General features: G+C 44.5%; 21 protein-coding genes. 13 read left to right on the top strand and 8 right to left on the bottom strand.

All coding sequences use genetic code 11. The features are described from left to right. The first annotated feature begins 1 nt into the window (after position 1). From pdxA to JHD45_RS00285, 6 genes are read left to right on the top strand one after another with little or no spacing between them, the layout of a single operon-like run. Positions 2-1,039: a 4-hydroxythreonine-4-phosphate dehydrogenase PdxA gene (gene pdxA / locus JHD45_RS00310; protein ID WP_233407465.1), complete on the top strand. Its 1,038-nt coding sequence runs from the start codon at positions 2-4 to the stop codon at positions 1,037-1,039. After that, positions 1,017-1,814 (top strand): 16S rRNA (adenine(1518)-N(6)/adenine(1519)-N(6))-dimethyltransferase RsmA, encoded by a 798-nt coding sequence (gene rsmA, locus JHD45_RS00305; protein ID WP_199473839.1) that lies wholly within the window; start codon positions 1,017-1,019, stop codon positions 1,812-1,814. Before pdxA ends, rsmA begins: the two co-directional genes overlap by 23 nt. Before the next feature lie 5 nt (positions 1,815-1,819). Beyond that, positions 1,820-2,194, top strand: a complete 375-nt coding sequence (apaG, locus tag JHD45_RS00300; protein WP_233407464.1) for a Co2+/Mg2+ efflux protein ApaG — start codon at positions 1,820-1,822, stop codon at positions 2,192-2,194. A gap of 8 nt (positions 2,195-2,202) precedes the next feature. Then, a complete protein-coding gene (locus JHD45_RS00295; protein WP_199473837.1) occupies positions 2,203-3,030 on the top strand; it encodes a symmetrical bis(5'-nucleosyl)-tetraphosphatase in 828 nt (275 codons plus the stop codon). Further along, entirely contained in the window at positions 3,027-3,347 is a 321-nt protein-coding gene (glpE, locus tag JHD45_RS00290; RefSeq protein WP_199473835.1) for a thiosulfate sulfurtransferase GlpE, read from the top strand. Before JHD45_RS00295 ends, glpE begins: the two co-directional genes overlap by 4 nt. Positions 3,348-3,394: 47 nt before the next feature. After that, entirely contained in the window at positions 3,395-4,489 is a 1,095-nt protein-coding gene (locus tag JHD45_RS00285) for a tRNA nucleotidyltransferase (protein WP_199473827.1), read from the top strand. 107 nt (positions 4,490-4,596) lie between these two features. Here JHD45_RS00285 and folB read toward each other — a convergent pair whose 3' ends face one another. Together folB and tsaD are read right to left on the bottom strand one after the other, a co-directional pair. Next, complete coding sequence (gene folB, locus JHD45_RS00280) at positions 4,597-4,950, bottom strand: dihydroneopterin aldolase (protein ID WP_199473825.1); 354 nt, start codon at positions 4,948-4,950, stop codon at positions 4,597-4,599. Further along, positions 4,947-5,987: a tRNA (adenosine(37)-N6)-threonylcarbamoyltransferase complex transferase subunit TsaD gene (gene tsaD / locus JHD45_RS00275; RefSeq protein WP_199473823.1), complete on the bottom strand. Its 1,041-nt coding sequence runs from the start codon at positions 5,985-5,987 to the stop codon at positions 4,947-4,949. Before tsaD ends, folB begins: the two co-directional genes overlap by 4 nt. Before the next feature lie 442 nt (positions 5,988-6,429). On the opposite strand from tsaD, the gene rpsU reads away from it, so the two are divergent. The 5 genes from rpsU (at position 6,430) to JHD45_RS00250 (ending at position 13,060) form a co-directional block, all read left to right on the top strand. Continuing rightward, complete coding sequence (gene rpsU, locus JHD45_RS00270) at positions 6,430-6,645, top strand: 30S ribosomal protein S21 (RefSeq protein ID WP_009835737.1); 216 nt, start codon at positions 6,430-6,432, stop codon at positions 6,643-6,645. Between the two features lie 167 nt (positions 6,646-6,812). Beyond that, positions 6,813-7,259 (top strand): GatB/YqeY domain-containing protein, encoded by a 447-nt coding sequence (locus JHD45_RS00265; RefSeq protein WP_199473815.1) that lies wholly within the window; start codon positions 6,813-6,815, stop codon positions 7,257-7,259. 4 nt (positions 7,260-7,263) lie between these two features. Further along, a complete protein-coding gene (gene dnaG / locus JHD45_RS00260; RefSeq protein ID WP_199473813.1) occupies positions 7,264-9,273 on the top strand; it encodes a DNA primase in 2,010 nt (669 codons plus the stop codon). Positions 9,274-9,386: 113 nt separating this feature from the next. Beyond that, positions 9,387-11,231 (top strand): RNA polymerase sigma factor RpoD, encoded by a 1,845-nt coding sequence (gene rpoD / locus JHD45_RS00255; RefSeq protein WP_199473811.1) that lies wholly within the window; start codon positions 9,387-9,389, stop codon positions 11,229-11,231. A gap of 401 nt (positions 11,232-11,632) precedes the next feature. Then, on the top strand, positions 11,633-13,060 hold the full coding sequence (locus tag JHD45_RS00250) for a PhoH family protein (RefSeq protein WP_199473809.1): 1,428 nt from the start codon (positions 11,633-11,635) through the stop codon (positions 13,058-13,060). Between the two features lie 102 nt (positions 13,061-13,162). Here JHD45_RS00250 and JHD45_RS00245 read toward each other — a convergent pair whose 3' ends face one another. From JHD45_RS00245 to JHD45_RS00230, 4 genes are all read right to left on the bottom strand, one after another. Then, complete coding sequence (locus JHD45_RS00245) at positions 13,163-13,792, bottom strand: bifunctional 4-hydroxy-2-oxoglutarate aldolase/2-dehydro-3-deoxy-phosphogluconate aldolase (RefSeq protein WP_199473807.1); 630 nt, start codon at positions 13,790-13,792, stop codon at positions 13,163-13,165. Between the two features lie 30 nt (positions 13,793-13,822). Beyond that, positions 13,823-15,298: a glucose-6-phosphate dehydrogenase gene (zwf, locus tag JHD45_RS00240; RefSeq protein ID WP_199473805.1), complete on the bottom strand. Its 1,476-nt coding sequence runs from the start codon at positions 15,296-15,298 to the stop codon at positions 13,823-13,825. A gap of 20 nt (positions 15,299-15,318) precedes the next feature. Then, entirely contained in the window at positions 15,319-16,293 is a 975-nt protein-coding gene (gene glk, locus JHD45_RS00235) for a glucokinase (protein ID WP_199473803.1), read from the bottom strand. Positions 16,294-16,395: 102 nt separating this feature from the next. Beyond that, complete coding sequence (locus JHD45_RS00230) at positions 16,396-17,460, bottom strand: diguanylate cyclase (protein WP_199473801.1); 1,065 nt, start codon at positions 17,458-17,460, stop codon at positions 16,396-16,398. A 288-nt stretch (positions 17,461-17,748) separates the two neighbouring features. Between JHD45_RS00230 and JHD45_RS00225 the strand changes: the two genes are divergently transcribed. Then, positions 17,749-18,072, top strand: coding sequence for a hypothetical protein (locus JHD45_RS00225; protein WP_199473791.1), 324 nt, complete (start codon positions 17,749-17,751; stop codon positions 18,070-18,072). Positions 18,073-18,077: 5 nt separating this feature from the next. Here JHD45_RS00225 and JHD45_RS00220 read toward each other — a convergent pair whose 3' ends face one another. Then, positions 18,078-19,109, bottom strand: a complete 1,032-nt coding sequence (locus JHD45_RS00220; protein ID WP_233407462.1) for a DUF3080 family protein — start codon at positions 19,107-19,109, stop codon at positions 18,078-18,080. On the opposite strand from JHD45_RS00220, the gene JHD45_RS00215 reads away from it, so the two are divergent. Further along, entirely contained in the window at positions 19,108-19,518 is a 411-nt protein-coding gene (locus tag JHD45_RS00215) for an acyl-CoA thioesterase (protein WP_199473789.1), read from the top strand. The genes JHD45_RS00220 and JHD45_RS00215 overlap by 2 nt on opposite strands. A gap of 112 nt (positions 19,519-19,630) precedes the next feature. Here JHD45_RS00215 and JHD45_RS00210 read toward each other — a convergent pair whose 3' ends face one another. Further along, entirely contained in the window at positions 19,631-20,230 is a 600-nt protein-coding gene (locus tag JHD45_RS00210; protein WP_199473787.1) for an LPP20 family lipoprotein, read from the bottom strand. Positions 20,231-20,251 lie beyond the last annotated feature (21 nt).

Below are 20,251 nucleotides of genomic sequence, written 5' to 3'. Positions count from 1 at the left end.
CATGGTTCAAGGCATGACCCATCAGCCCCCTCTTATAGTCATTACCTCTGGTGAGCCGTCTGGTATTGGGCCTGATATCATACTCAGTGCGTTAAGCGAACAGACGTTTAACGCACGCCTTGTCGTTCTAGGGGATTTTGAACTGCTACAAACAAGGGCCAACCAATTGGGGCTAGCCCCCAAATTACATACGGTGACCCAGATCGATAAAGTGCCATTACACCAGGCTGGCCATATTTATCTGTTTCCAGTACCTCTTGCTGTCCCGACAAAAGCTGGAGAGCTCAATGTTGCCAATGCCCCATATGTCTTAGAAACCTTACAAAAAGCAGGGGAAGGCTGTTTAAATCGAACCTTTGATGCCGTTGTCACGCCTCCTGTTCATAAGGGTATTTTATGCGATACAGGGGTGCATTTTTCAGGGCACACCGAGTTTTTCCAAGCCCTTTGTCAATCGCCCCAAGTCGTCATGATGCTAGCAACAGAGGCCATGAAAGTTGCTTTGGCCACCACTCATCTACCACTACAAGAAGTGTCTTCCGCTATTACCAAAGACACTCTATCTCGTGTGATTCATGCGCTAAATGCAGACTTAAGGCGCAAATTCGCGATCAGTAGACCAAAAATTTTAGTATGCGGCCTGAACCCCCATGCAGGCGAAGATGGGCATCTTGGTATGGAAGAGATAGACACCATCATACCGACATTGAATGAGCTTCGAGCACAAGGCTTGGATTTAGTGGGTCCCTTACCTGCAGATACATTATTTACACCAAAATATCTGGAGCAGGCTGACTGTGTGCTAGCCATGTATCACGATCAGGGATTACCTGTGCTAAAATATTCGGGATTTGGTAACGCAGTGAATATCACATTAGGCCTACCCATCATAAGAACGTCTGTCGACCATGGCACTGCCATCGATTTAGCTGGTACAGGCAAAGCCAATAATGGCAGCCTTAAAGTAGCCATTCAACACGCCATCAATATGGCCAATAATGCGAAACAATTTCCTAATGAGCAAAACACAACCCCATAAAGCCCGCAAACGCTTCGGCCAAAATTTTCTTCACGACCATGGTGTCATTCGGCGTATCGTCGCTTGCATTGCTCCTAAAAAAGGCCAACGTCTTGTTGAAATTGGCCCAGGTAAAGGCGCCTTAACAGAAGGCATCATCAGCGTCACCGAGCGTATGGACGTCGTGGAATTAGACCGCGACCTTATTCCTATTCTCAAAGTAAATCTGTTTCGTTACCCTGAATTGACGGTTCACGAAGCGGACGCCATGACATTTGACTTTTCATCTCTGGCGCAAGAGCAAGCCATTCGTGTCGTTGGTAACTTGCCATACAACATTTCGACACCATTGATTTTTCATTTATTAAGTCAAGCTAACTGCATTGAAGACATGCACTTTATGCTGCAAAAAGAAGTCGTCGACCGGCTTGCAGCGCGTCCAGGTGATAGTTTATATGGTCGTTTAAGTGTAATGGCACAATATTATTGCCAAGTGGAATCCCTGTTTATCGTGGGGCCGGAATCATTTGATCCAGCTCCGAAAGTGGACTCTGCAATAGTCCGCATGACGCCATACAAAACACTGCCTTACCCCGTTAACGATATTAAGACCTTAGAAGACATGGTTCGTATCGGCTTTCACCAACGTCGTAAAACGTTGCGAAATAATTACAAAGGGGTGCTGAGTAATGATGACTTCAATGCGCTAAACATAGACCCAGGTCTTCGCCCAGAGCGACTAGACGTTGAGGATTATGTGCGCATTGCTAACTTCATTCAAAACAAGGAGGCATAATTGAAATGCTAAAATACGATATCGCAGTCAATGTTCAAACCGAATACCTCCCCCACCAATCTACACCGAGCGAATCACGCTATGTATTCGCCTACCACATTACGATTACCAACTGCGGTACACAAGCGGCAAAACTCCTATCAAGACACTGGATCATTACTAACGGCGATGAAAAGATACAAGAAGTAAAAGGTGGCGGAGTTGTAGGGGAATACCCTCACCTTGAATCAGGTGAATCCTTCCAATACTCTAGTGGAACGGTAATGGATACTGTGGTTGGCAGCATGCATGGCAGCTATCAATTTATTGCCGATGATGGCACCGAGTTCGAAGCCCCTATTCGAGCTTTTCGTCTTTCTGTTCCAAATCAAGTTCACTGAGGTAACATATGGCGACCTATGCAATTGGTGACCTACAGGGCTGTTTTACACCACTTATGGCGCTACTCGAAACCTTTCATTATGATCCCCAAAAAGATCATCTATGGTTTGCGGGTGATCTTATCAATCGTGGCCCAGAATCCTTGGAAACCCTTCGTTTTATCAAGTCTCTAGGGAACAATGCCACCGCTGTATTGGGCAATCACGATCTGCACTTGCTGGCTGTCTCACGCGGTCATAGCGCACTAAAGCGCAATGACACTCTGCTCGATATATTAACGGCAAGCGATCGAGACGAACTCATGGAATGGCTTCGCCAGCAGCCACTTTGCCACTACGATGAAAGCCTCAATACCATTATGACTCATGCGGGCATACCACCCTGCTGGACATTGGAACAAACCCTGACCCTCGCCCAAGAAGTGGAAAACCAACTGAGAAGCGATACAGTTGATGATTTTCTCGCGGTTATGTATGGTAATACACCACAAAGGTGGGATAACAATCTAATAGGAATGGATAGGCTCCGTGCCATCACCAACTACCTAACCCGTATGCGTTTTTGTGCGGTAGATAGTACTTTAGACCTAAAAACGAAAGAAGGCCTAGATACGGCACCAGAGGGCTATGCCCCTTGGTTCTCTTATCCAACCCAATTGCCTGAAGATTGCCACGTTGTTTTTGGTCATTGGGCAGCACTTGAGGGCATTACCCACTCCAATACTATCCATGCACTGGATACAGGTTGTGTTTGGGGAGGTAGCCTAACGGCCTTACGACTTGATGATCAACAGCTTTTTAGCACGCCATGTACCATTAAACGGAAAGAACTATGACTTATACTTGTATCGATGTGTCTGATGCCCTTCCTATTATCGAAAACGATGCGACGATTGTGGATATTCGTGACCAAGCAAGTTACCAACAAAGCCATATCAATAATGCTATCTTGCTAAATAACGATAATGTCCAAGAATTTATCGAACAAGCAGACAAAAACAAGCCAGTTGTTGTCTGTTGCTACCACGGAAACAGTAGTAAAGGTGCCGCTGAGTATCTAGCGGCCCAAGGCTTTCAAGAAGTCTACTCGCTAAATGGTGGCTTCAGTCAATGGAGCGCCATGTTCCCAGAACAATGCGAGCTTGGATCTTAGAGACACTCTATCAACAATAAATGGCCTGCTAGTAGAGCGATAAAAGCATGACAACATATCAGGTGTATTTAGTCGGTGGAGCCGTTAGAGACCAATTACTAGGGCTCACTGTAAAAGATCACGACTGGGTGGTGACTGGTGCCACTCCGGATCAGTTAGCCGCACAGGGTTATCAACAAGTAGGCAAGCAATTTCCGGTTTTTTTGCATCCGGACACCAAGGAAGAATACGCGCTCGCTCGAAAAGAAAAAAAGCAAGGCCAGGGTTACACCGGATTTATTTGTGATTTTTCTCCCGATATTCGCTTAGAAGAAGATTTAGCTCGCCGAGATCTCACCATCAACGCCATAGCACAGACACCTGATGGTCAGCTAATCGATCCGTTTCATGGTAAGGAAGATCTTGAGCACCGTCTCTTACGACATGTCTCCGATGCGTTTGTTGAAGACCCACTTAGAGTGCTCCGTGTCGCTCGCTTTGCTTCTCGGTTTCATCATTTTGGCTTTCATATCGCCCCTGATACCCTCAACTTAATGCGTCAAATCAGTCATTCAGGGGAACTTAGCACCCTAAGCCCTGAACGCGTTTGGAAAGAGCTAGAAAAAGCCTTAACAACGCCTTACAGCTTTGTCTTTTTTGATGTACTGCAACAAGTAGACGCCTTAGACCTCTTGTTTCCGAAACTGGTTTGGGAGAGTCAGGAATCGACCAAAGTCCAATTACAGTCTTCAGCACTGGTACCACATCAACGTTGGGCGATAATTTGCCAATATACTCCGCTTGACGCACTGGTGACTCTACACCAAAACATTAAATGTCCAAATAAGTACAAGCAAATAGCGGAACAGTCGTGCTATTTTCTGCAATCTCATCACATTCCTATGTCGGCCGTACACTGGGAAACATGGCTACTCTCCGTCGTCGCCATCAAAAAACACCAACCTTATAAACTTCTAGTAGAAGTATTGAGTTTATTAACGAATACCAAACAAGAAGACTGGCTTAGCCTGCGTGATAGTATCGCAAACATCAACGCTGCCAGCTTAATGAAACAAGGTTTTTCAGGAGCCGAGCTTGGCAAGGCGATGAAAGAGGCTCGAATCACGGCCTTGGAAAAATTGCTTCACCCATTCATTACCTAGACATCTACTCTTGTATTGCCTAAGCCTCCTTAGAACAAGATGACCAACCTTGCTCAAAGCCATGACAATTGTACATCAGGAGGGACCTTATCATGTCCCTCAAATGTTTAAGCCGTTCGATATAACTTAACCCCAACAGACCTTGCGGCAGGAACAGCCCCAGGCTTGCGTACCGTCAACGTTAAGGCACTTACGGAAAATATCTTAATAATCTCGTCACTTAAGCGCTCTGCTAACGTCTCGATTAATTCAAATTGCCGTTCCAGACAAAACGCCGTAATAAAATTTGAAATCGCTTCATAATCGAGAGTTTTAGATAAATCGTCTGTTTGTGCTGGAACACGATTGTCATGTTCCATTTCAAGATCCAACAACAGTTCCTGTTTAATGGTTTTTTCCCAGTCATAAACCCCAATGACAGCCTGTACTTTTAACTCTTCAATAAACACAATGTCTTTCATGCGACACCTTTAACAGACGGTAATTCGGATAGTGGCCAACGCGCACGAATAGATAAATTCAAGCCTGAGGATTGCCCACAAATCAAGCGCTGAGCCCCCGCATAGGCAATCATCGCACCGTTATCAGTACACAGCTCCGGCCGCGCATAAAACACACTGGCCTGTATTTTTTTCAACTGAGACTCAAGCTGTTCACGTAAACGGGTATTAGCACTAACGCCACCGGCGATTATCAGCCGCTTTAACCCTTCACTTTCTAGAGCCCGACGACATTTGATCACCAAGGTATCCACCACCGCCATTTCAAAGGCCAAAGCGACATCGGCTTTGAACTGTTCATCACAACGTTCCTCATCTAATGCACTGTGGATAGCGGTTAAAAACGCGGTTTTCAAACCACTGAAACTAAAATCCAATCCTGGGCGATCCGTCATAGGGCGCGGGAACTTCAGATCAGGACGTACCTGTCCCGTTTTGGCCAAAGCAGCGATTTGAGGCCCACCAGGATAAGGTAAACCAATCATTTTGGCCGCTTTATCGAAAGCTTCACCGGCAGCATCATCTAAAGACTGACCTAGCAAACGATATTCACCTATCGCATCCACCCGAACAAGCTGAGTATGACCACCAGAAACCAACAAAGCGATAAAAGGCATGTCAGGTTTTGTTGCTTCCAGCATCGGAGCTAACAAGTGCCCTTCCATATGATGCACGCCTAACGCGGGGATATTTAATGAATAAGCCAGCGAGCGGCCAATCGTGGCCCCCGCCATCAGCGCCCCAACTAAACCTGGGCCGCTGGTATAGGCAACAGCGTCCAACTCATGCTTAGTCAGTCTCGCTTCTCGCAATACCTCATCGATCAGGGGCAAGGTTTTACGCACATGATCACGTGACGCCAACTCAGGCACCACACCACCATATTCGGCATGCTTAGCAATCTGCGAATATATTTTATGGGCTAAAAGGCCGTTTTCGGTATCGTAAATGGCGATTCCCGTCTCATCACATGACGTCTCTAATCCCAATACTTTCATTACTATGGTCTCATCACAAAATTTGCTCGCATTGTACCCCATCTACATACGTTAAGGCAGAGCCTACACAAATCTGATTGGACAAAGCACGCCAAACGTTTTAGAATACGCGCGTTTTAAACGTTTAGATAAAAAGGCAGGTGATTTTTTCTCGTTTGATCCATTCTCGTAGCGGTATTGTTTGATGTGATAATGCTCATCACTTATCAAGCCACCATCAGAGTGAGATACAAACACCCTTATGAAAGAAAATGAATAAAGACAGACGCAATACAGTCTGTTTCAGGGTTAGAGAAATCGATCTCTATAGGGCAAATATGCCATGAAATAGATGATCTCACTCTGTTCAGCAAAAGTGTGCTTTGAAAGCCCTGTCAATACAGGTATGATTCACGCCGTTTTTGCACAATTTAAACTTAAAACACATTTAAAAGGTAAAAATATGCCAGCTGTAAAAGTAAAAGATAACGAACCATTTGACATCGCTCTACGTCGCTTCAAACGCTCTTGTGAAAAAGCAGGTGTGTTGGCTGAAGTTCGTCGTCGTGAATGCTACGAAAAACCAACAACACTTCGCAAACGTGCTGCCGCAGCGGCAGTTAAACGTCACGCGAAAAAAGTGTCTCGTGAGCAGAAAAAATTCCAACGTTTGTACTAAGCCAATCTGCCGTTTGGCAATTTGCTAAAAAACAAATGTTTGCCTAGACGCACCGTGCTTTTAGGCTTATAAAAAAACGGCTAGTTAACAAACTAGCCGTTTTTTTTGCTTACAAAGGAATCCTTGCCGATCATTGCAAAGATTTCTATCAATTAAAAGAGGACCCCATGTCAGACTTAAAAAAGCACATCTCCGACTCCCTAAAAACGGCCATGAGAGCAAAAGAAAAGCAGCGCGTTGCCGTTATTCGCACGATTTTATCTGAATTCAAAAAAATCGAAGTAGACGAACGTATCGAATTAGACGACGCTCGAGTATTGGCGGTGCTGGACAAAATGAACAAACAGCGCAAAGACTCCAGCCAACAATTTCTCGACGGAGGCCGTGAAGACTTAGCACAAGTAGAACAGGAAGAAATGGCTATTATCAGTGAGTTTCTTCCTACAGCGCTCACCGATGATGAAGTTGCCGAGATCGTCAAAGCCGCTATTGCCGAAACGGGTGCTAACTCCATGCAACAAATGGGCGCCGTAATGGCAATTGTGAAACCTCAAGTGCAAGGTCGTGCCGACATGGCACAAGTCAGCAAGCAAGTTAAGGCGCAACTGGGTTAATGATATGGCAGGACGTATTCCAGATCAGTTTATTGACGAGCTCTTAGCTCGAACCGACATAACCGATGTGGTTGCGTCCCGCATTAGCTTGAAAAAAACCGGGCAAAACTACAGTGCCTTATGCCCATTTCATAATGAAAAAACCCCCTCTTTCAGCTTAAACCCAAACAAACAATTTTATTATTGCTTTGGTTGCGGCGCAGGCGGGAATGCCATTTCCTTCGTAATGGAACATGACCACCTAGACTTTATTGATGCCATCGAAGTGCTCGCTAAAGATGCGGGTCTAGAAATACCCAGAGAAAAAGGTGCACCAGATCGCTATGAACAGAACGCAGAACTGCTAAAACGATTGTCTGAAAGTGCCCATTTCTTCCAAGAACAACTAATCAAACACCCCGACAAAAAACGAGCCACCGACTATCTCTCTATCGAACGAGGCTTATCTGGACAAATAGCCAAGGTATTTGGCTTGGGGTTTGCTCCTCAGGGCTGGGACAATCTACTCAGAAAAATAGGCACACGTGCCGAGCAACAAGAGCAACTCTTACTCGGCGGTATGCTGATTGAGAAAAAAGATCAACCGGGCCATTACTATGACCGTTTTCGCGATCGTATCATGTTTCCAATTCGCGATACCCGTGGTCGAGTCATCGCCTTTGGCGGTCGTGCTTTTGGCGATGAAAAACCCAAATACCTGAACTCACCCGAAACCCCTGTTTTTCAAAAAAGCCAAGAGCTATATGGCTTATTTGAAGCCAAACAAAACACCCCTATCCTTGAGCAGATTATTGTCGTCGAAGGCTATATGGACGTGATCGTCTTAGCCCAACATGGCATAACGAACGCTGTCGCCACCTTAGGCACCTCTGTCAATAGCCAACATATCCGCAAGTTATTTAAACTTGTCAGCAAAGTAACACTCTGTTTTGACGGTGATAAAGCGGGCCGAGCTGCTGCCATTCGTGGTTTAGAAGCTGCGCTTCCTGTCATGCAGGATGAAAAACAAGTACGCTTTTTATTCTTACCAGAGGGAGAGGATCCAGATTCGTTGGTGAGAAAAGAAGGCAAAGAGTCATTTACCCATCGCTTAGAAGACGCCCACTCGCTATCTCATGTCCTTTTTGACCATGCCAGAAAGCAAGTTACCCTTGGAGACGAGGAAGGTGAAGCACAATTTGCCCGCAACGCTATGGAGATGATTCAACAAATTCCCAAAGAGCTCACCTTTCGCTCTGTATTGATTCGTCAGTTAAGCGACCAATCTGGCATTGATAGCAACACATTAAATAATACAGTCTTCAAAACTCGCCGTCACTTCTCCCCTGAGTCTGAGACTCCAGACACCTCTGCCACAACAGCAGCGCCCTACAACAACCATGATGATGCGCCTGATTTAAATTATTATGAGAGCACTCTGAGTCATGGAGACTACGATGATTACTCACCCAGCGCCCATCTTTATGACTCAGAGATCACTTATACCCCAACAAGAACGTCAACAAGCAAAAAGTCGTATGGAAAAGCCCCATTTAAAAAAGGCAAATTCAATCAGGATGATACCGCGACACTCCCGCCGCCAGCTCCGACACTAAGCCGAGTCAAACAAGCGACCCTTTGCCTTTTGTTGCAACCTAAGATTGCCAGCACCATTGAAATTCCCGACCCCTTACAGAATAAAGCCGATGAAGAGCTACAACTGTTTTGTAAAATATGGAGATATTTCACAAAATACCCTAAAAACAATGTTGGCCACTTGCTGGGGTCAACGATAGAAAACACCACAATTCAAGGCATTTATGCACTTTTAAACCACCAAGACGCCACAACTAAGCTAAAAATTTCCAATGCTCAGCAAGAAGTGATAGATATGGTATCCAACATGGAAAAAAATCTTGGTTTAAATAGCAGTATTACCCGCTTGAAAAACCAAGGAAACGAATCCATAAAGGATGATGACAGCAAGCAAGAATTACGTAACTTAATGGAACAAATGCGACGGAAAAAGTCGTAACAACTGCCTGATTTTCACTCAAAAAAGAGAGAATATCTGGATAAAATTGAACTCTTTTGTTATAATCCGCTGCTTGCAAAACTCCAAACGAATTTCTAACGATAGGTTGTCGAATGCCAGACACTCAACAGTCACGTCTCAAAGAGCTGATCGCTAAAGGTAGAGAACAAGGTTACCTCACTTTTGCCGAAGTCAACGACCATCTCCCTGATGACCTTTCTGATCCAGATCAGGTAGAAGAAATCATTGCCATGATCAATGACATGGGCATCATGGTTTCTGAATTTGCCCCTGATAAAGACAGTCTTCTTATGGAAGAAGGCGATTCAACCGATGAAGCCGCTGCCGAAGAGGCCGCTGCTGCTCTTGCCGCAGTAGAAGGCGACATCACTCGAACCACTGATCCGGTTCGTATGTACATGCGGGAAATGGGTACCGTTGAACTTTTGACTCGAGCAGGCGAAATCGCCATAGCTAAGCGTATCGAAGAAGGTACGCGAGAAGTCATGGCGGCTATTTCCTACTTCCCAGGCGCGGTCGATGTTCTTCTTGATGCCTACACCAAGGTGAAAGAAGAAGAAGGTCGTCTAAGCGATATATTTAGTGGGTTCATCGATGGCGATGGTGAAGAACCTGTCTTTGATGACGTTCCGGATGAGATTCCTGCCGAGGACGATACCATCGATACAGAATCCGATGAAGATGACGACGATACCGATGCCTCTTCAGAAGAAGAAACGGATAGCGGCCCTGATCCAGAAGAAACAGCACTTCGTTTCAATGACATTACCCGCATCTATAATGAGCTTAAAGAGTTACTGAAAACACGCGATCGCCAAGATCCTGATGTTCAAAGCAAACAAGAAGAGCTCAGCATTAGTTTTGCCCCTATCAAACTGGTACCTAAGATCTTTGATGATCTTATTGACCGTGTTCGTTCACGTATGGACAAAGTACGTGAGCAAGAACGTTTGATTATGCAAGTGTGTGTCCGCAAAGCTGGCATGCCACGCACAGAGTTTTTGAAACGCTTCCCTAGCAATGAAACCAATCCTGATTGGTTAAAAGAGCAGATTTCTTCAGGCGCCAACTATGCACCTGGTCTTGAAGAAAACGAAGCTGAGTTTATGCGCAGCCAGCGTAAACTAAGAGCCGTAGCGAAAGAAACAGGGCTTAGCATCGCCGAGTTAAAAGAAATCAACCGTCGTATTTCCATTGGTGAAACGCGTGCTCGTCGCGCGAAAAAAGAAATGGTTGAAGCCAACTTGCGATTGGTTATTTCCATTGCGAAGAAATACACAAACCGTGGCCTACAATTTTTGGATCTTATCCAAGAAGGTAACATTGGTTTGATGAAAGCCGTCGATAAATTCGAATATCGCCGAGGTTATAAATTCTCGACTTACGCAACATGGTGGATCCGTCAGGCTATCACTCGCTCCATTGCGGATCAGGCTCGTACGATTCGTATCCCTGTGCACATGATCGAAACCATTAACAAACTGAATCGCATCTCTCGTCAGATGCTTCAGGAGATGGGACGCGAAGCAACACCAGAAGAATTGGCTGCTCGCATGGATATGCCTGAGGACAAGATTCGCAAAGTCTTGAAAATCGCTAAAGAGCCGATTTCAATGGAAACACCGATCGGTGACGATGAAGATTCACATCTAGGTGACTTTATTGAAGACGATGGTGCTGAGTCTCCCATTGACACAGCAACTATTGAAGGTCTGCGTGAATCCACCACCATGGTGCTGGCTGGTTTAACTGCCCGTGAAGCCAAAGTTCTTCGCATGCGTTTCGGCATTGATATGAATACTGATCACACTCTTGAAGAAGTGGGCAAGCAGTTTGATGTTACCCGTGAACGTATTCGTCAAATCGAAGCTAAAGCATTACGTAAACTGCGTCACCCAAGCCGCTCAGAACACCTGAGAAGCTTCTTAGACGACTGATACAGTCTTTTAGTGATGTGTTTTTAAAAGCCGTTGTTATGCAACGGCTTTTTTTATATCTCTTCTCTTGTTCTCATAGTGCATTAATCTTATTAAGCCCTCAGATTTCTAAAAAAAACGCAGCATAATCAACAAAACTGTCATACACTCAAACTACAATCGAACAAAAGACAGTGAGATTCAGTTTGCCAAAAAAACTTCGTGAGCAAAAACACGACCATTATCTGAACGCTTTTCGCAATGAAATACGTTCATCGCTTTTACCGGATGTTTACTTTTCTAACATCTCCTACTTGTTTTACCCAAAAACCCCTTTTAAACAACTCGGTCAGCAATCTTTTTTTCAAATCAATCCACACCTCAAACAAGACGCTTTTTGCGTCCCAAAGGAGTAATGCTGTATGGAAAAAATTTATGTTCTAGACACCAATGTCTTACTACACGACCCGTTAGCCATCTACGCTTTTGCTGAACACAAAGTAGTCATCCCCATGACCGTATTAGAAGAGCTGGATGTAATAAAAGATCGCCGCGACAAAGACGTTAGTCGCGAGGCACGTTTAGCCATTAACACCATTGATAAAATTGTCGGTGACGCTACGCCCAAAAAGTTACAAAGCGGCGTGCAAATTCGCACCAGTATTCATAGCGACCATGAACCAGACAACAACACAGACAATACACCAAAATCCTATGTAGAAGGTTCGCTGGCCATCTACCCGGACCAACAAATTACCAGTCTAGACAATGTTCCATTTTTAAACGGCAACCACGATCATGCAAACGACAATCGAATTATTAATGTTGCTCTAAGCCTTCAAGCCACCAACCCACGGGCCGACGTGTGTTTAGTGACCAAAGACATCAATATGCGAATCAAAGCCAAAGGCTCAGGCTTAGAACGTGTAGAGGATTATCGTAAGGACAAGGTATTAGACGATGTTGACCTGATGAGCAAAGGTTACATTGAAGTGGAAAACAGTATTTGGTCGAAAGTCGGCAGTGTCAAAACCGAAGCCCATGGCCGCCACACTGTACACGTCATCAAAAAATCCGATTTGCCGACCCTGTATTTCAATATGTTTATCATTGATCAAGAGGACTTTGTCGGTTTCGTCGTCAATATAGACAAAGAATATATCTACCTTCTCGATATCAATAAACAAAACCTAATGAATCAAAGCTTCTGGGGCATTAGCCCAAGAAACTTGGAGCAAGCCATGGCGTTTTATCTATTACGTCATGATAACTCTGATTTAATGGTCATGACAGGACCCGCGGGATCAGGAAAAACCCTACTCGCACTGGCCTATGGCTTACAAGTTACCATGGAAGAAAAACGTTTTAATAAGATCATTGTGGCACGCTCCACCCCTCCAATGGCAGAAGATATTGGCTTTCTACCAGGGACAGAAGAAGAGAAAATGGCACCTTGGCTTGCCGCTTTCGACGATAATCTAGAGATCCTTCATGGAGCGGATGAGCACGCCTTTAGCAGCATTGACTATGTCAAACAAAAGGCCAACATCCAATTTAAATCATTAAACTTTATGCGGGGTCGCTCGTTTAATAACGCTCTAATCATTATTGATGAAGCACAGGGGCTGACTCAGTTTCAACTTAAATCCATTGTCACACGGGTAGGTAGCAACTCTAAAATCATTGTGCTAGGCAACTTGGCCCAAATCGACAACAAATACATCACACCTCTCACCTCAGGTCTAACCTACTTAGTCGAGAAAACCAAGTCATTCAAATACGCCAGTATTATGCACGTCAATGGTATAGAACGAAGCCGCTTAGCGGAATTCGCGGAAGAAAACCTGTAATAAAAAAGGGAGGACGCATCAGTCCTCCCTTTTCATTCTCTGTTGTCCTGTCCTCAAACACGTTGACGTAAATAAAAACAAAACTGATAACATCAACAATACTTACTGGCTGACGACAGATTGTGCTAATGCTGTAATCTCATCCCATTTACCTGCTTTGACTAAGTCAGTAGGTACGATCCAAGAACCACCAACACAAAGCACATTCGGCAGATCTAAATATTCTCGGAAATTACCAGCGCTGATTCCGCCCGTTGGGCAAAACTTGATATGCGGCAGAGGACCACCAAATGCTTTCAATGCTTTTACCCCACCGTTCACTTCGGCTGGGAAAAATTTAAAGCGGTCGTAGCCATATTCAATGCCTAGCAGAATATCTGAAATAGTCGCGACAGCAGGCAAATAAGGAATATCATATTCTTTACCGACCTTTAATAGGTCAGGCGTCAAACCAGGGCTGATAATAAATTGAGAGCCAGCCTCTACCGCCTGAACATATTGCTCACGAGAACAGACCGTACCCGCGCCAACGATCGCTTCAGGCACTTCTTTGCGAAGGGCTGTTATAGCTGCCAATGCAGCAGATGTTCGCATGGTCACTTCCAATACAGGTACGCCACCGGCGACCAACGCTTTACCTAAAGCAACCGCTTGTGCCACATCGTCCACGACAATAACAGGCACCACCGGGGTCGCTGTCATCACTTGCTCTGCAGTATAAGAAACCGTCATGTTATTTTCCTTTTATTAAGACCTTAAGGGCTAGTAGTCGTGCCAGTTACGGCCATCTTTGATTGGCAACGCCATAGACGCCGCAGGGCCCCATGAGCCAGAAGCATATTCTTTAGGACGTTCACTGGTTTGGTTCCATGCCGCCATAATGCCGTCAACCCATTTCCATGCCGCTTCTACTTCGTCATAGCGCATAAACAAGGTCGCATCATTACGCATTACATCCAGCAACAAACGCTCATAGGCTTCAGGACTACGCTTATTGTGGAAAGCCTCCGTCAGACTCAGGTTAAGATCAACAGGCTGAAGATTCATCCCCTCGCTTGCACCAGGCACTTTGTTCATTACCGTTAGCGAAATTTTTTCTTCCGGCTGCAAGCGAATAACAAGCTGATTACGCTGTAGCTGACGATTACTTTCGTCACTGAAAATACTGTGAGGCACAGACTTATACTGAATAACAATTTCAGAATAACGCTGCCCTAGACGTTTGCCCGTTCTTAGATAAAACGGTACACCCGCCCAACGCCAGTTATCAATGTCTGCACGCAATGCTACAAAGGTTTCCGTACGCGACTCAGGATTACTTCCCTCTTCATCGAAATAACCAGGTACCTCTTTCCCCTTGATCATGCCTTTAGCATATTGACCACGCACCGTTTTAGTGTAGGCATTGGCACCAACAATCGGACGCAGGGCTTTCAATACTTTGATTTTTTCATCTCGTACCGAATCCGCATCCATACGTCCTGGAGGCTCCATTGCGACCAAACACAGCAATTGGACGATATGGTTTTGTACCATATCACGCATGGCTCCCGCTTTATCGTAGTATCCCCAGCGTCCTTCTACACCAACGGTTTCCGAGACAGTAATTTGCACATTATCAATGTGAGCACTGTCCCATAAAGGTTCAAACAAGGTGTTACCAAAGCGAATCGCCAATAAGTTCTGAACGGTTTCTTTACCAAGGTAATGGTCAATTCGGAAAACTTGCGACTCAGCAAAATTTTGCATCACTTCATCGTTGATCGCACGGGATGACGCCAAATCACGACCTAGCGGTTTTTCCAACACGACACGCATACGTTCTTTATTTAAACCATGAGTGGCTAGGGAAGAGCAGATAGAACCAAACAGATCTGGTGAGGTGGCAAGATAGAAAACCACATCTCGGTTATCACCACCAATTTCGTGATCGGTAAAGCGGGAGAAGTCAGATTCTTGCTGAGCGTCAACGGACACATAACTCAGACGATCTTTAAAACGTGGCCATGTTTTCTCATCACCAACGCTTGAAGGGACAAACTCATCCAGCGCACCACGTACTTTTTCTTGATAATCTTGAGCACTCATATCACGTCGAGAAGCGCCGATAATTCGAGTGGTCGAAGCGAGTAAACCATCCATTTCTAAATGGTAAAGGGCTGGCAACAGCTTACGCATAGCAAGATCACCACCACCACCAAAAATAACGACATCACAGGCTTTTAAACTGGCCTTCATAGATTCTTTCTCCAACTGTTTTAGGCTTTCGATAAAAGATGAGAGGCATAACAAGCACACCCCATCAGCCCTGGGTATTCAGACATCACAACGAAAGTGGCAATGGGGGCAACAAAATCTTTCATACGACCTTTCTCCTGCATCGCTTTTCGAAAGCCACTTTTTTGAATTTCATTTAGATAACGAGGAACAATGCCGCCAGCAATATATACCCCACCCCGAGATTCAACCGATAAAACTAAATCGCCGATCACTCGTCCCAGAAAAACAAAGAACTGTTCAAGAGCAGCTTCCGCAATGGGGTCCGTTCCCGACTTCAAAGCGTCACCAATCTCAGGCGCAGTCAAACGACGCTCAATTCCCTCTCGAAAAGCCATCGCTTCATAGATATTTTCAAGCCCCATACCTGAAAGAACCCGCTCTGCGGATACTCGATTATGCCTTTTTCGTAAAAAGCGTAAAATATCGTCTTCCAATTCGTTGCAGGTTGCTAAATCGACATGCCCTCCCTCACCGGGCAGCACAATATTGGGTCCATGATCCTGAGGCACAACACAAGCTACCCCAAGCCCAGTCCCGGCACCAACAACCCATGCAGCCCCTTTGGGATCAACCTTAGCATTATCGCCAATGACCACCATGTCTTTAGGGGTTAAAATTTCTAAACATTGACCGACAGCATCAAAGTCATTTAACAAAGCAACCGCTTTGTTTTCGCCAAAATACGATTCAACTTCTTGACGAGTAAACTGCCAAGGATTGTTGGAAAAACGAATAACAGGTTGGTTAACCGGTCCAGCAATAGCCAATACCACCGCACTTATATTTTCTATGCCGACGCTACAACTATCAACATAAGCGGCAACCGCATCAAAAAAGTTCTCATAGTCCTTACAAGACAGCACACTGACTTCTTGAGGGTCGAATTCATGTATACGAACTAATGCAAACCGAGCATTCGTTCCGCCTAAATCAGCAATCAAAGCATGAGACATAATGGGACTCTATTTAATTTTTTCTGAAAGTTTACAACAAAACACCCTCAAAAAATACTCATCTTAAAAATTTTCGAGGATGTAATGTAAGAAAATTACATTTCATCGCATTCGGTTCAAGAACTTGAATACTTTTGTCGGTACAGATCGTTTGCGGTTATTTTTATAGTTGTAAAGACGCTCATCGGCAATTTTAAGCAGATGTTTATAGTTTGTTGGCTTATCTTCCATGACACTCGCTCCGCCGTAACTGATCGTGATAGGAACATGATTAGACTTATACCTCAATGGATTAGATTGAAGATAATCATGAATAGATTCAGCGATGAGCAACGCATCATCATAACTCTTACCGGGCGTCACAAAGACAAATTCATCGCCAGCAAAACGAAAGGCCAATCCCTGTTTGTGAACATATTTTAGCAGACGCTTAGCGATATACTCCAATACCTCGTCTCCACAATTATGTCCCAAAGTATCATTAATCGACTTAAAGCCATCACAATCAATAAAGACCACGGTCAAATCACGCCGCATCTGTTGAGAACGGGCAAATTCCCTGTCCAGCATAAGCTCAAGTTGCCGACGATTCAACAAGCCTGTTAACGGGTCCCGAGTAGCTAAATATTCTAACTTCTCCCGTGCCGTTACATTACTTAAACAAATGGAAATTTTGATCGCTAGCTGATCCAGCAAGAACGTATCTTTCGTGGCAGCATCATAGCGAGAGCTATCTGAATCTGCCTGACAAAACAAACCCACCAATTCACCATCAATGGTCAACGGCGAAATAGCGACAGAAGAAATGATATCCCGATAAACAGAAGGAATAATTTCATCGCATTGAGATAAGTCATCATTCACTAACACCGTTCGGCTACTTGCTTTAATGATGTCTATCATGGCACGTCGGCGCGTAAACAATACGCGGTCACGTAAATCCGGCGATTTTTCTAACGCTTCCATTAAATGCGATAAAGGCGCTTCATTGATTAAATTCACCCAGACATATGGGACATTAAACTGTTTCTGCACTTCTCTTGTTAAAGTAGAAACAAACTGATCACAACGCCCAATAGACAAAATACAACGTTCAATCTCAAAAAATTTGAGGGCTATTTGTTCGTTACGCCTAACGTTTTCTATCAGCTCATTGATATCGTGCATGCATCATCGGCCTTAACCACCTCTAACGAGCGGCGTTAATGAAAAACTTTCCATATATTGACTAAAAAATCAACGGATTTACAATTTATTATAGTACCCTCACTCATCTTTTCCCGCCATATATAACAACAAAATATACGGAGCGTTATTCGCCATAGGAAAGACTAATAAAGCTATTCAGGCAACAATTAAAGATTTTCAATTTTTTCCAGCATGGTCATTTTTTGCTATCAAGAATATCGAGTGCTTGCCGATAGCCTGAAAAGCCTAATGTCATTGGACTTGCACATGAACATCAGAAGTATTGTTGAAACACAACTCACTCAAAATAGCTACGCTGGTTCTCCCGTATCGGGGAGTGCTAACTTTGCGCTATTTATGAGTTTGTTTAGTCAACCAGGCCCTTCTATTATAGACACAAGCGATACGCTGAACCGACATGAGCCACACGCCGTCATTCGCCCGATTCAATTTTCCCATAGCATCACGGACAACCCCGAAGCAAACATCGCCATGCTAAAATCTTTAAGTGAAGAGCCACTCGCACAAGGCCCTGCTTACCAATACAATGCCGTAGAAGCATTAGAAAACCAGTTAAGTGTACACATCTAGAATCGTTAATTATTTTTCTGATTTAGAGAGAGTCCACAACGTTGGAACAAATGACTCCATGCCATAGCATGACGTCTTGAAGCCGCTTGATAACGCCTCCAAACGCTTTGCTCATCCTGCAAAGAAAACTGTGCTAAATAATTCGCCAATGCCGCTGGTAAAGGATCGCCTATCATTGCTAATTGATGTAACTGTGATAGCACAGGATAAGCGGTGCCATTCAACCTCGCCATATAAGGCTGAATCAATTTCACATAGTGATGCTCAAATTGCTGTTTTAAGAACGTGACAGGAGGCCCACACACATTGGGAGGAAGCAATTCTATCGACTCGGATACCGCATTTAAATAACGAGTTATTTGCAATAAGCTATACAGCAGTTTCCCTGCATACTCGCTGTCTGCCATGATTTTCAGATCCTGTTCGAATGCATTTGAGTCAATGTGAGGCAGCGTTAAGACATTCTGACCGATCACCAATAAATCCCCTAAAGCAGACTGTAAAGACTGATAATTTGCCGCCGTGTACCCCATCGGAACAAAGCCATTGGAAAAGCTAAAAAAGGATTTGGCCTCATCCCCATTAAATACAGCATTAATAAAAGCCCGAGGGAGTTCTTTGTGTTTTTGTTTAGCAATGGGAGCCAGTTTATCGGCCAGTGATTGGTTTTCAATCGGACAGGTTTCTAACGCTCGTGTAATCTTGACTTCATACAAAAAGCGCTGACTGTTTACCATAACACGTCCTAAAACGCTGTTACGCTCCCCCACTAATAGCCCTAAGTCACAGTGCTGCAAAGACAAAAAATCAAGTAAACTTACGTCAAACTGAGTCAATACCATAGTACGTACTTGAACGGAAGGATATAACTTAGGCATAACAGGATCAGGAACCGATACATCTAGATAGGCTGAGCGTGATAAGCTAGTGGCATACTCCGATAGAACCTGCTCCGGTTTGTATCGAGCATCACAACCGACAAGCATCAAAAAAGTGACGATTATCACTATACTTTTAGGAAAAATATAAACCTCCATGAACCAACTACTCATTCAAAAACGTGAAGAAATTTCAGAAACTCGAGTGGCCAAAATGGTCTTTCCCAGCACAACAAACCATTACGATACCCTGTTTGGTGGTATCGCATTACAATGGATGGACGAAGTGGCCTATATTGCAGCGACTCGCTTTTCACGTAAGCATGTTGTCACCATTTCCACTGAACAGGTTAATTTTACGCAACCTATCCCTTCCGGTATTTTGGTTGAACTGGTTGCTCGCGTTGTCAGTGTAGGTCGTACATCCTTGAAAGTAGAAGTCAATATTTTTCTTGAAGAGTTAGACAGCGATAAACGTACCAAGGCTATTACAGGCCACTTTAATTTTGTCGCCATTGATGAAAATAAAAAACCAACGCCCATCTTCCCCGAAGACGACACCCATTAATCTCATATTGAAAATGGGGAATCGCCCACTCGGTGTTTTAGTAAAAACACCTAAAGCGATATCCCCACAACATACTGCTCAATCACGCAAAATAACGGCCCGCGAGATAAGACTAAGGCATTTTTTGCTTAGCAATGTCCGCCGCTAATTCATCAAAGCTTTTCTTTGCCTCTAATTTCTGAAAGATAGCCGCATTATTCTTCATGGAAGTGCGTAAAATATCTTCAGAAATCGACTCAGTTTGTTTCGGATCTAAGCCAACTAACACAACCATGCCACCGGTAGGCGTTGGCATTTGACGAATCACTTTAGAGCCAATCAGTTTTTGGTCAGTAATCTGTTTGGTCACAACACTATTAACACGATCAACCGTTTGAGCATCTCCTGTGCCCGTTGTTTCGGCATATTGCTTCACCATATTTTGCATCTGCAAACTCAACACCTGAGCTAACTCAACGCGAGCAGCCGTCGCCGCCATTTGACGCATAAAGTTTGGTCCAGCGGCAGACTTCTCTGCATAGCCCACAGCGGATAAAGCGACGTTTTTCACAGGCGCACCACAGACCCATTGTGGTGCAGGCTGATTAGAGCCGTCCGCAAACACACAATCCTGCACTGGTTCTGACACATCGGCATTTTTAACCGTCTCGTTAGAACTACAGGCTGATAGCAACCAGGCCATTGCCACCACACTAAGAAGCTTGATCTTCATTTTGATCCCTCATTCATCCGA

It is taken from the genome of Marinomonas spartinae (genome assembly GCF_016461715.1).
Taxonomy (GTDB): domain Bacteria; phylum Pseudomonadota; class Gammaproteobacteria; order Pseudomonadales; family Marinomonadaceae; genus Marinomonas; species Marinomonas spartinae_A.
Note: the sequence above shows the minus strand (reverse complement) of the source record. Positions and strands in the feature narration are given on the sequence as shown.

What these genes read in the sequence shown, in the direction of transcription:
- pdxA (WP_233407465.1), top strand. Translation starts at nt 2, where the DNA reads ATGGTTCAAGGCATGACCCATCAGCCCCCTCTTATAGTCATTACCTCT.
- rsmA (WP_199473839.1), top strand. Translation starts at nt 1,017, where the DNA reads ATGAGCAAAACACAACCCCATAAAGCCCGCAAACGCTTCGGCCAAAAT.
- apaG (WP_233407464.1), top strand. Translation starts at nt 1,820, where the DNA reads ATGCTAAAATACGATATCGCAGTCAATGTTCAAACCGAATACCTCCCC.
- JHD45_RS00295 (WP_199473837.1), top strand. Translation starts at nt 2,203, where the DNA reads ATGGCGACCTATGCAATTGGTGACCTACAGGGCTGTTTTACACCACTT.
- glpE (WP_199473835.1), top strand. Translation starts at nt 3,027, where the DNA reads ATGACTTATACTTGTATCGATGTGTCTGATGCCCTTCCTATTATCGAA.
- JHD45_RS00285 (WP_199473827.1), top strand. Translation starts at nt 3,395, where the DNA reads ATGACAACATATCAGGTGTATTTAGTCGGTGGAGCCGTTAGAGACCAA.
- folB (WP_199473825.1), bottom strand. Translation starts at nt 4,950, where the DNA reads ATGAAAGACATTGTGTTTATTGAAGAGTTAAAAGTACAGGCTGTCATT.
- tsaD (WP_199473823.1), bottom strand. Translation starts at nt 5,987, where the DNA reads ATGAAAGTATTGGGATTAGAGACGTCATGTGATGAGACGGGAATCGCC.
- rpsU (WP_009835737.1), top strand. Translation starts at nt 6,430, where the DNA reads ATGCCAGCTGTAAAAGTAAAAGATAACGAACCATTTGACATCGCTCTA.
- JHD45_RS00265 (WP_199473815.1), top strand. Translation starts at nt 6,813, where the DNA reads ATGTCAGACTTAAAAAAGCACATCTCCGACTCCCTAAAAACGGCCATG.
- dnaG (WP_199473813.1), top strand. Translation starts at nt 7,264, where the DNA reads ATGGCAGGACGTATTCCAGATCAGTTTATTGACGAGCTCTTAGCTCGA.
- rpoD (WP_199473811.1), top strand. Translation starts at nt 9,387, where the DNA reads ATGCCAGACACTCAACAGTCACGTCTCAAAGAGCTGATCGCTAAAGGT.
- JHD45_RS00250 (WP_199473809.1), top strand. Translation starts at nt 11,633, where the DNA reads ATGGAAAAAATTTATGTTCTAGACACCAATGTCTTACTACACGACCCG.
- JHD45_RS00245 (WP_199473807.1), bottom strand. Translation starts at nt 13,792, where the DNA reads ATGACGGTTTCTTATACTGCAGAGCAAGTGATGACAGCGACCCCGGTG.
- zwf (WP_199473805.1), bottom strand. Translation starts at nt 15,298, where the DNA reads ATGAAGGCCAGTTTAAAAGCCTGTGATGTCGTTATTTTTGGTGGTGGT.
- glk (WP_199473803.1), bottom strand. Translation starts at nt 16,293, where the DNA reads ATGTCTCATGCTTTGATTGCTGATTTAGGCGGAACGAATGCTCGGTTT.
- JHD45_RS00230 (WP_199473801.1), bottom strand. Translation starts at nt 17,460, where the DNA reads ATGCACGATATCAATGAGCTGATAGAAAACGTTAGGCGTAACGAACAA.
- JHD45_RS00225 (WP_199473791.1), top strand. Translation starts at nt 17,749, where the DNA reads ATGAACATCAGAAGTATTGTTGAAACACAACTCACTCAAAATAGCTAC.
- JHD45_RS00215 (WP_199473789.1), top strand. Translation starts at nt 19,108, where the DNA reads ATGAACCAACTACTCATTCAAAAACGTGAAGAAATTTCAGAAACTCGA.
- JHD45_RS00220 (WP_233407462.1), bottom strand. Translation starts at nt 19,109, where the DNA reads ATGGAGGTTTATATTTTTCCTAAAAGTATAGTGATAATCGTCACTTTT.
- JHD45_RS00210 (WP_199473787.1), bottom strand. Translation starts at nt 20,230, where the DNA reads ATGAAGATCAAGCTTCTTAGTGTGGTGGCAATGGCCTGGTTGCTATCA.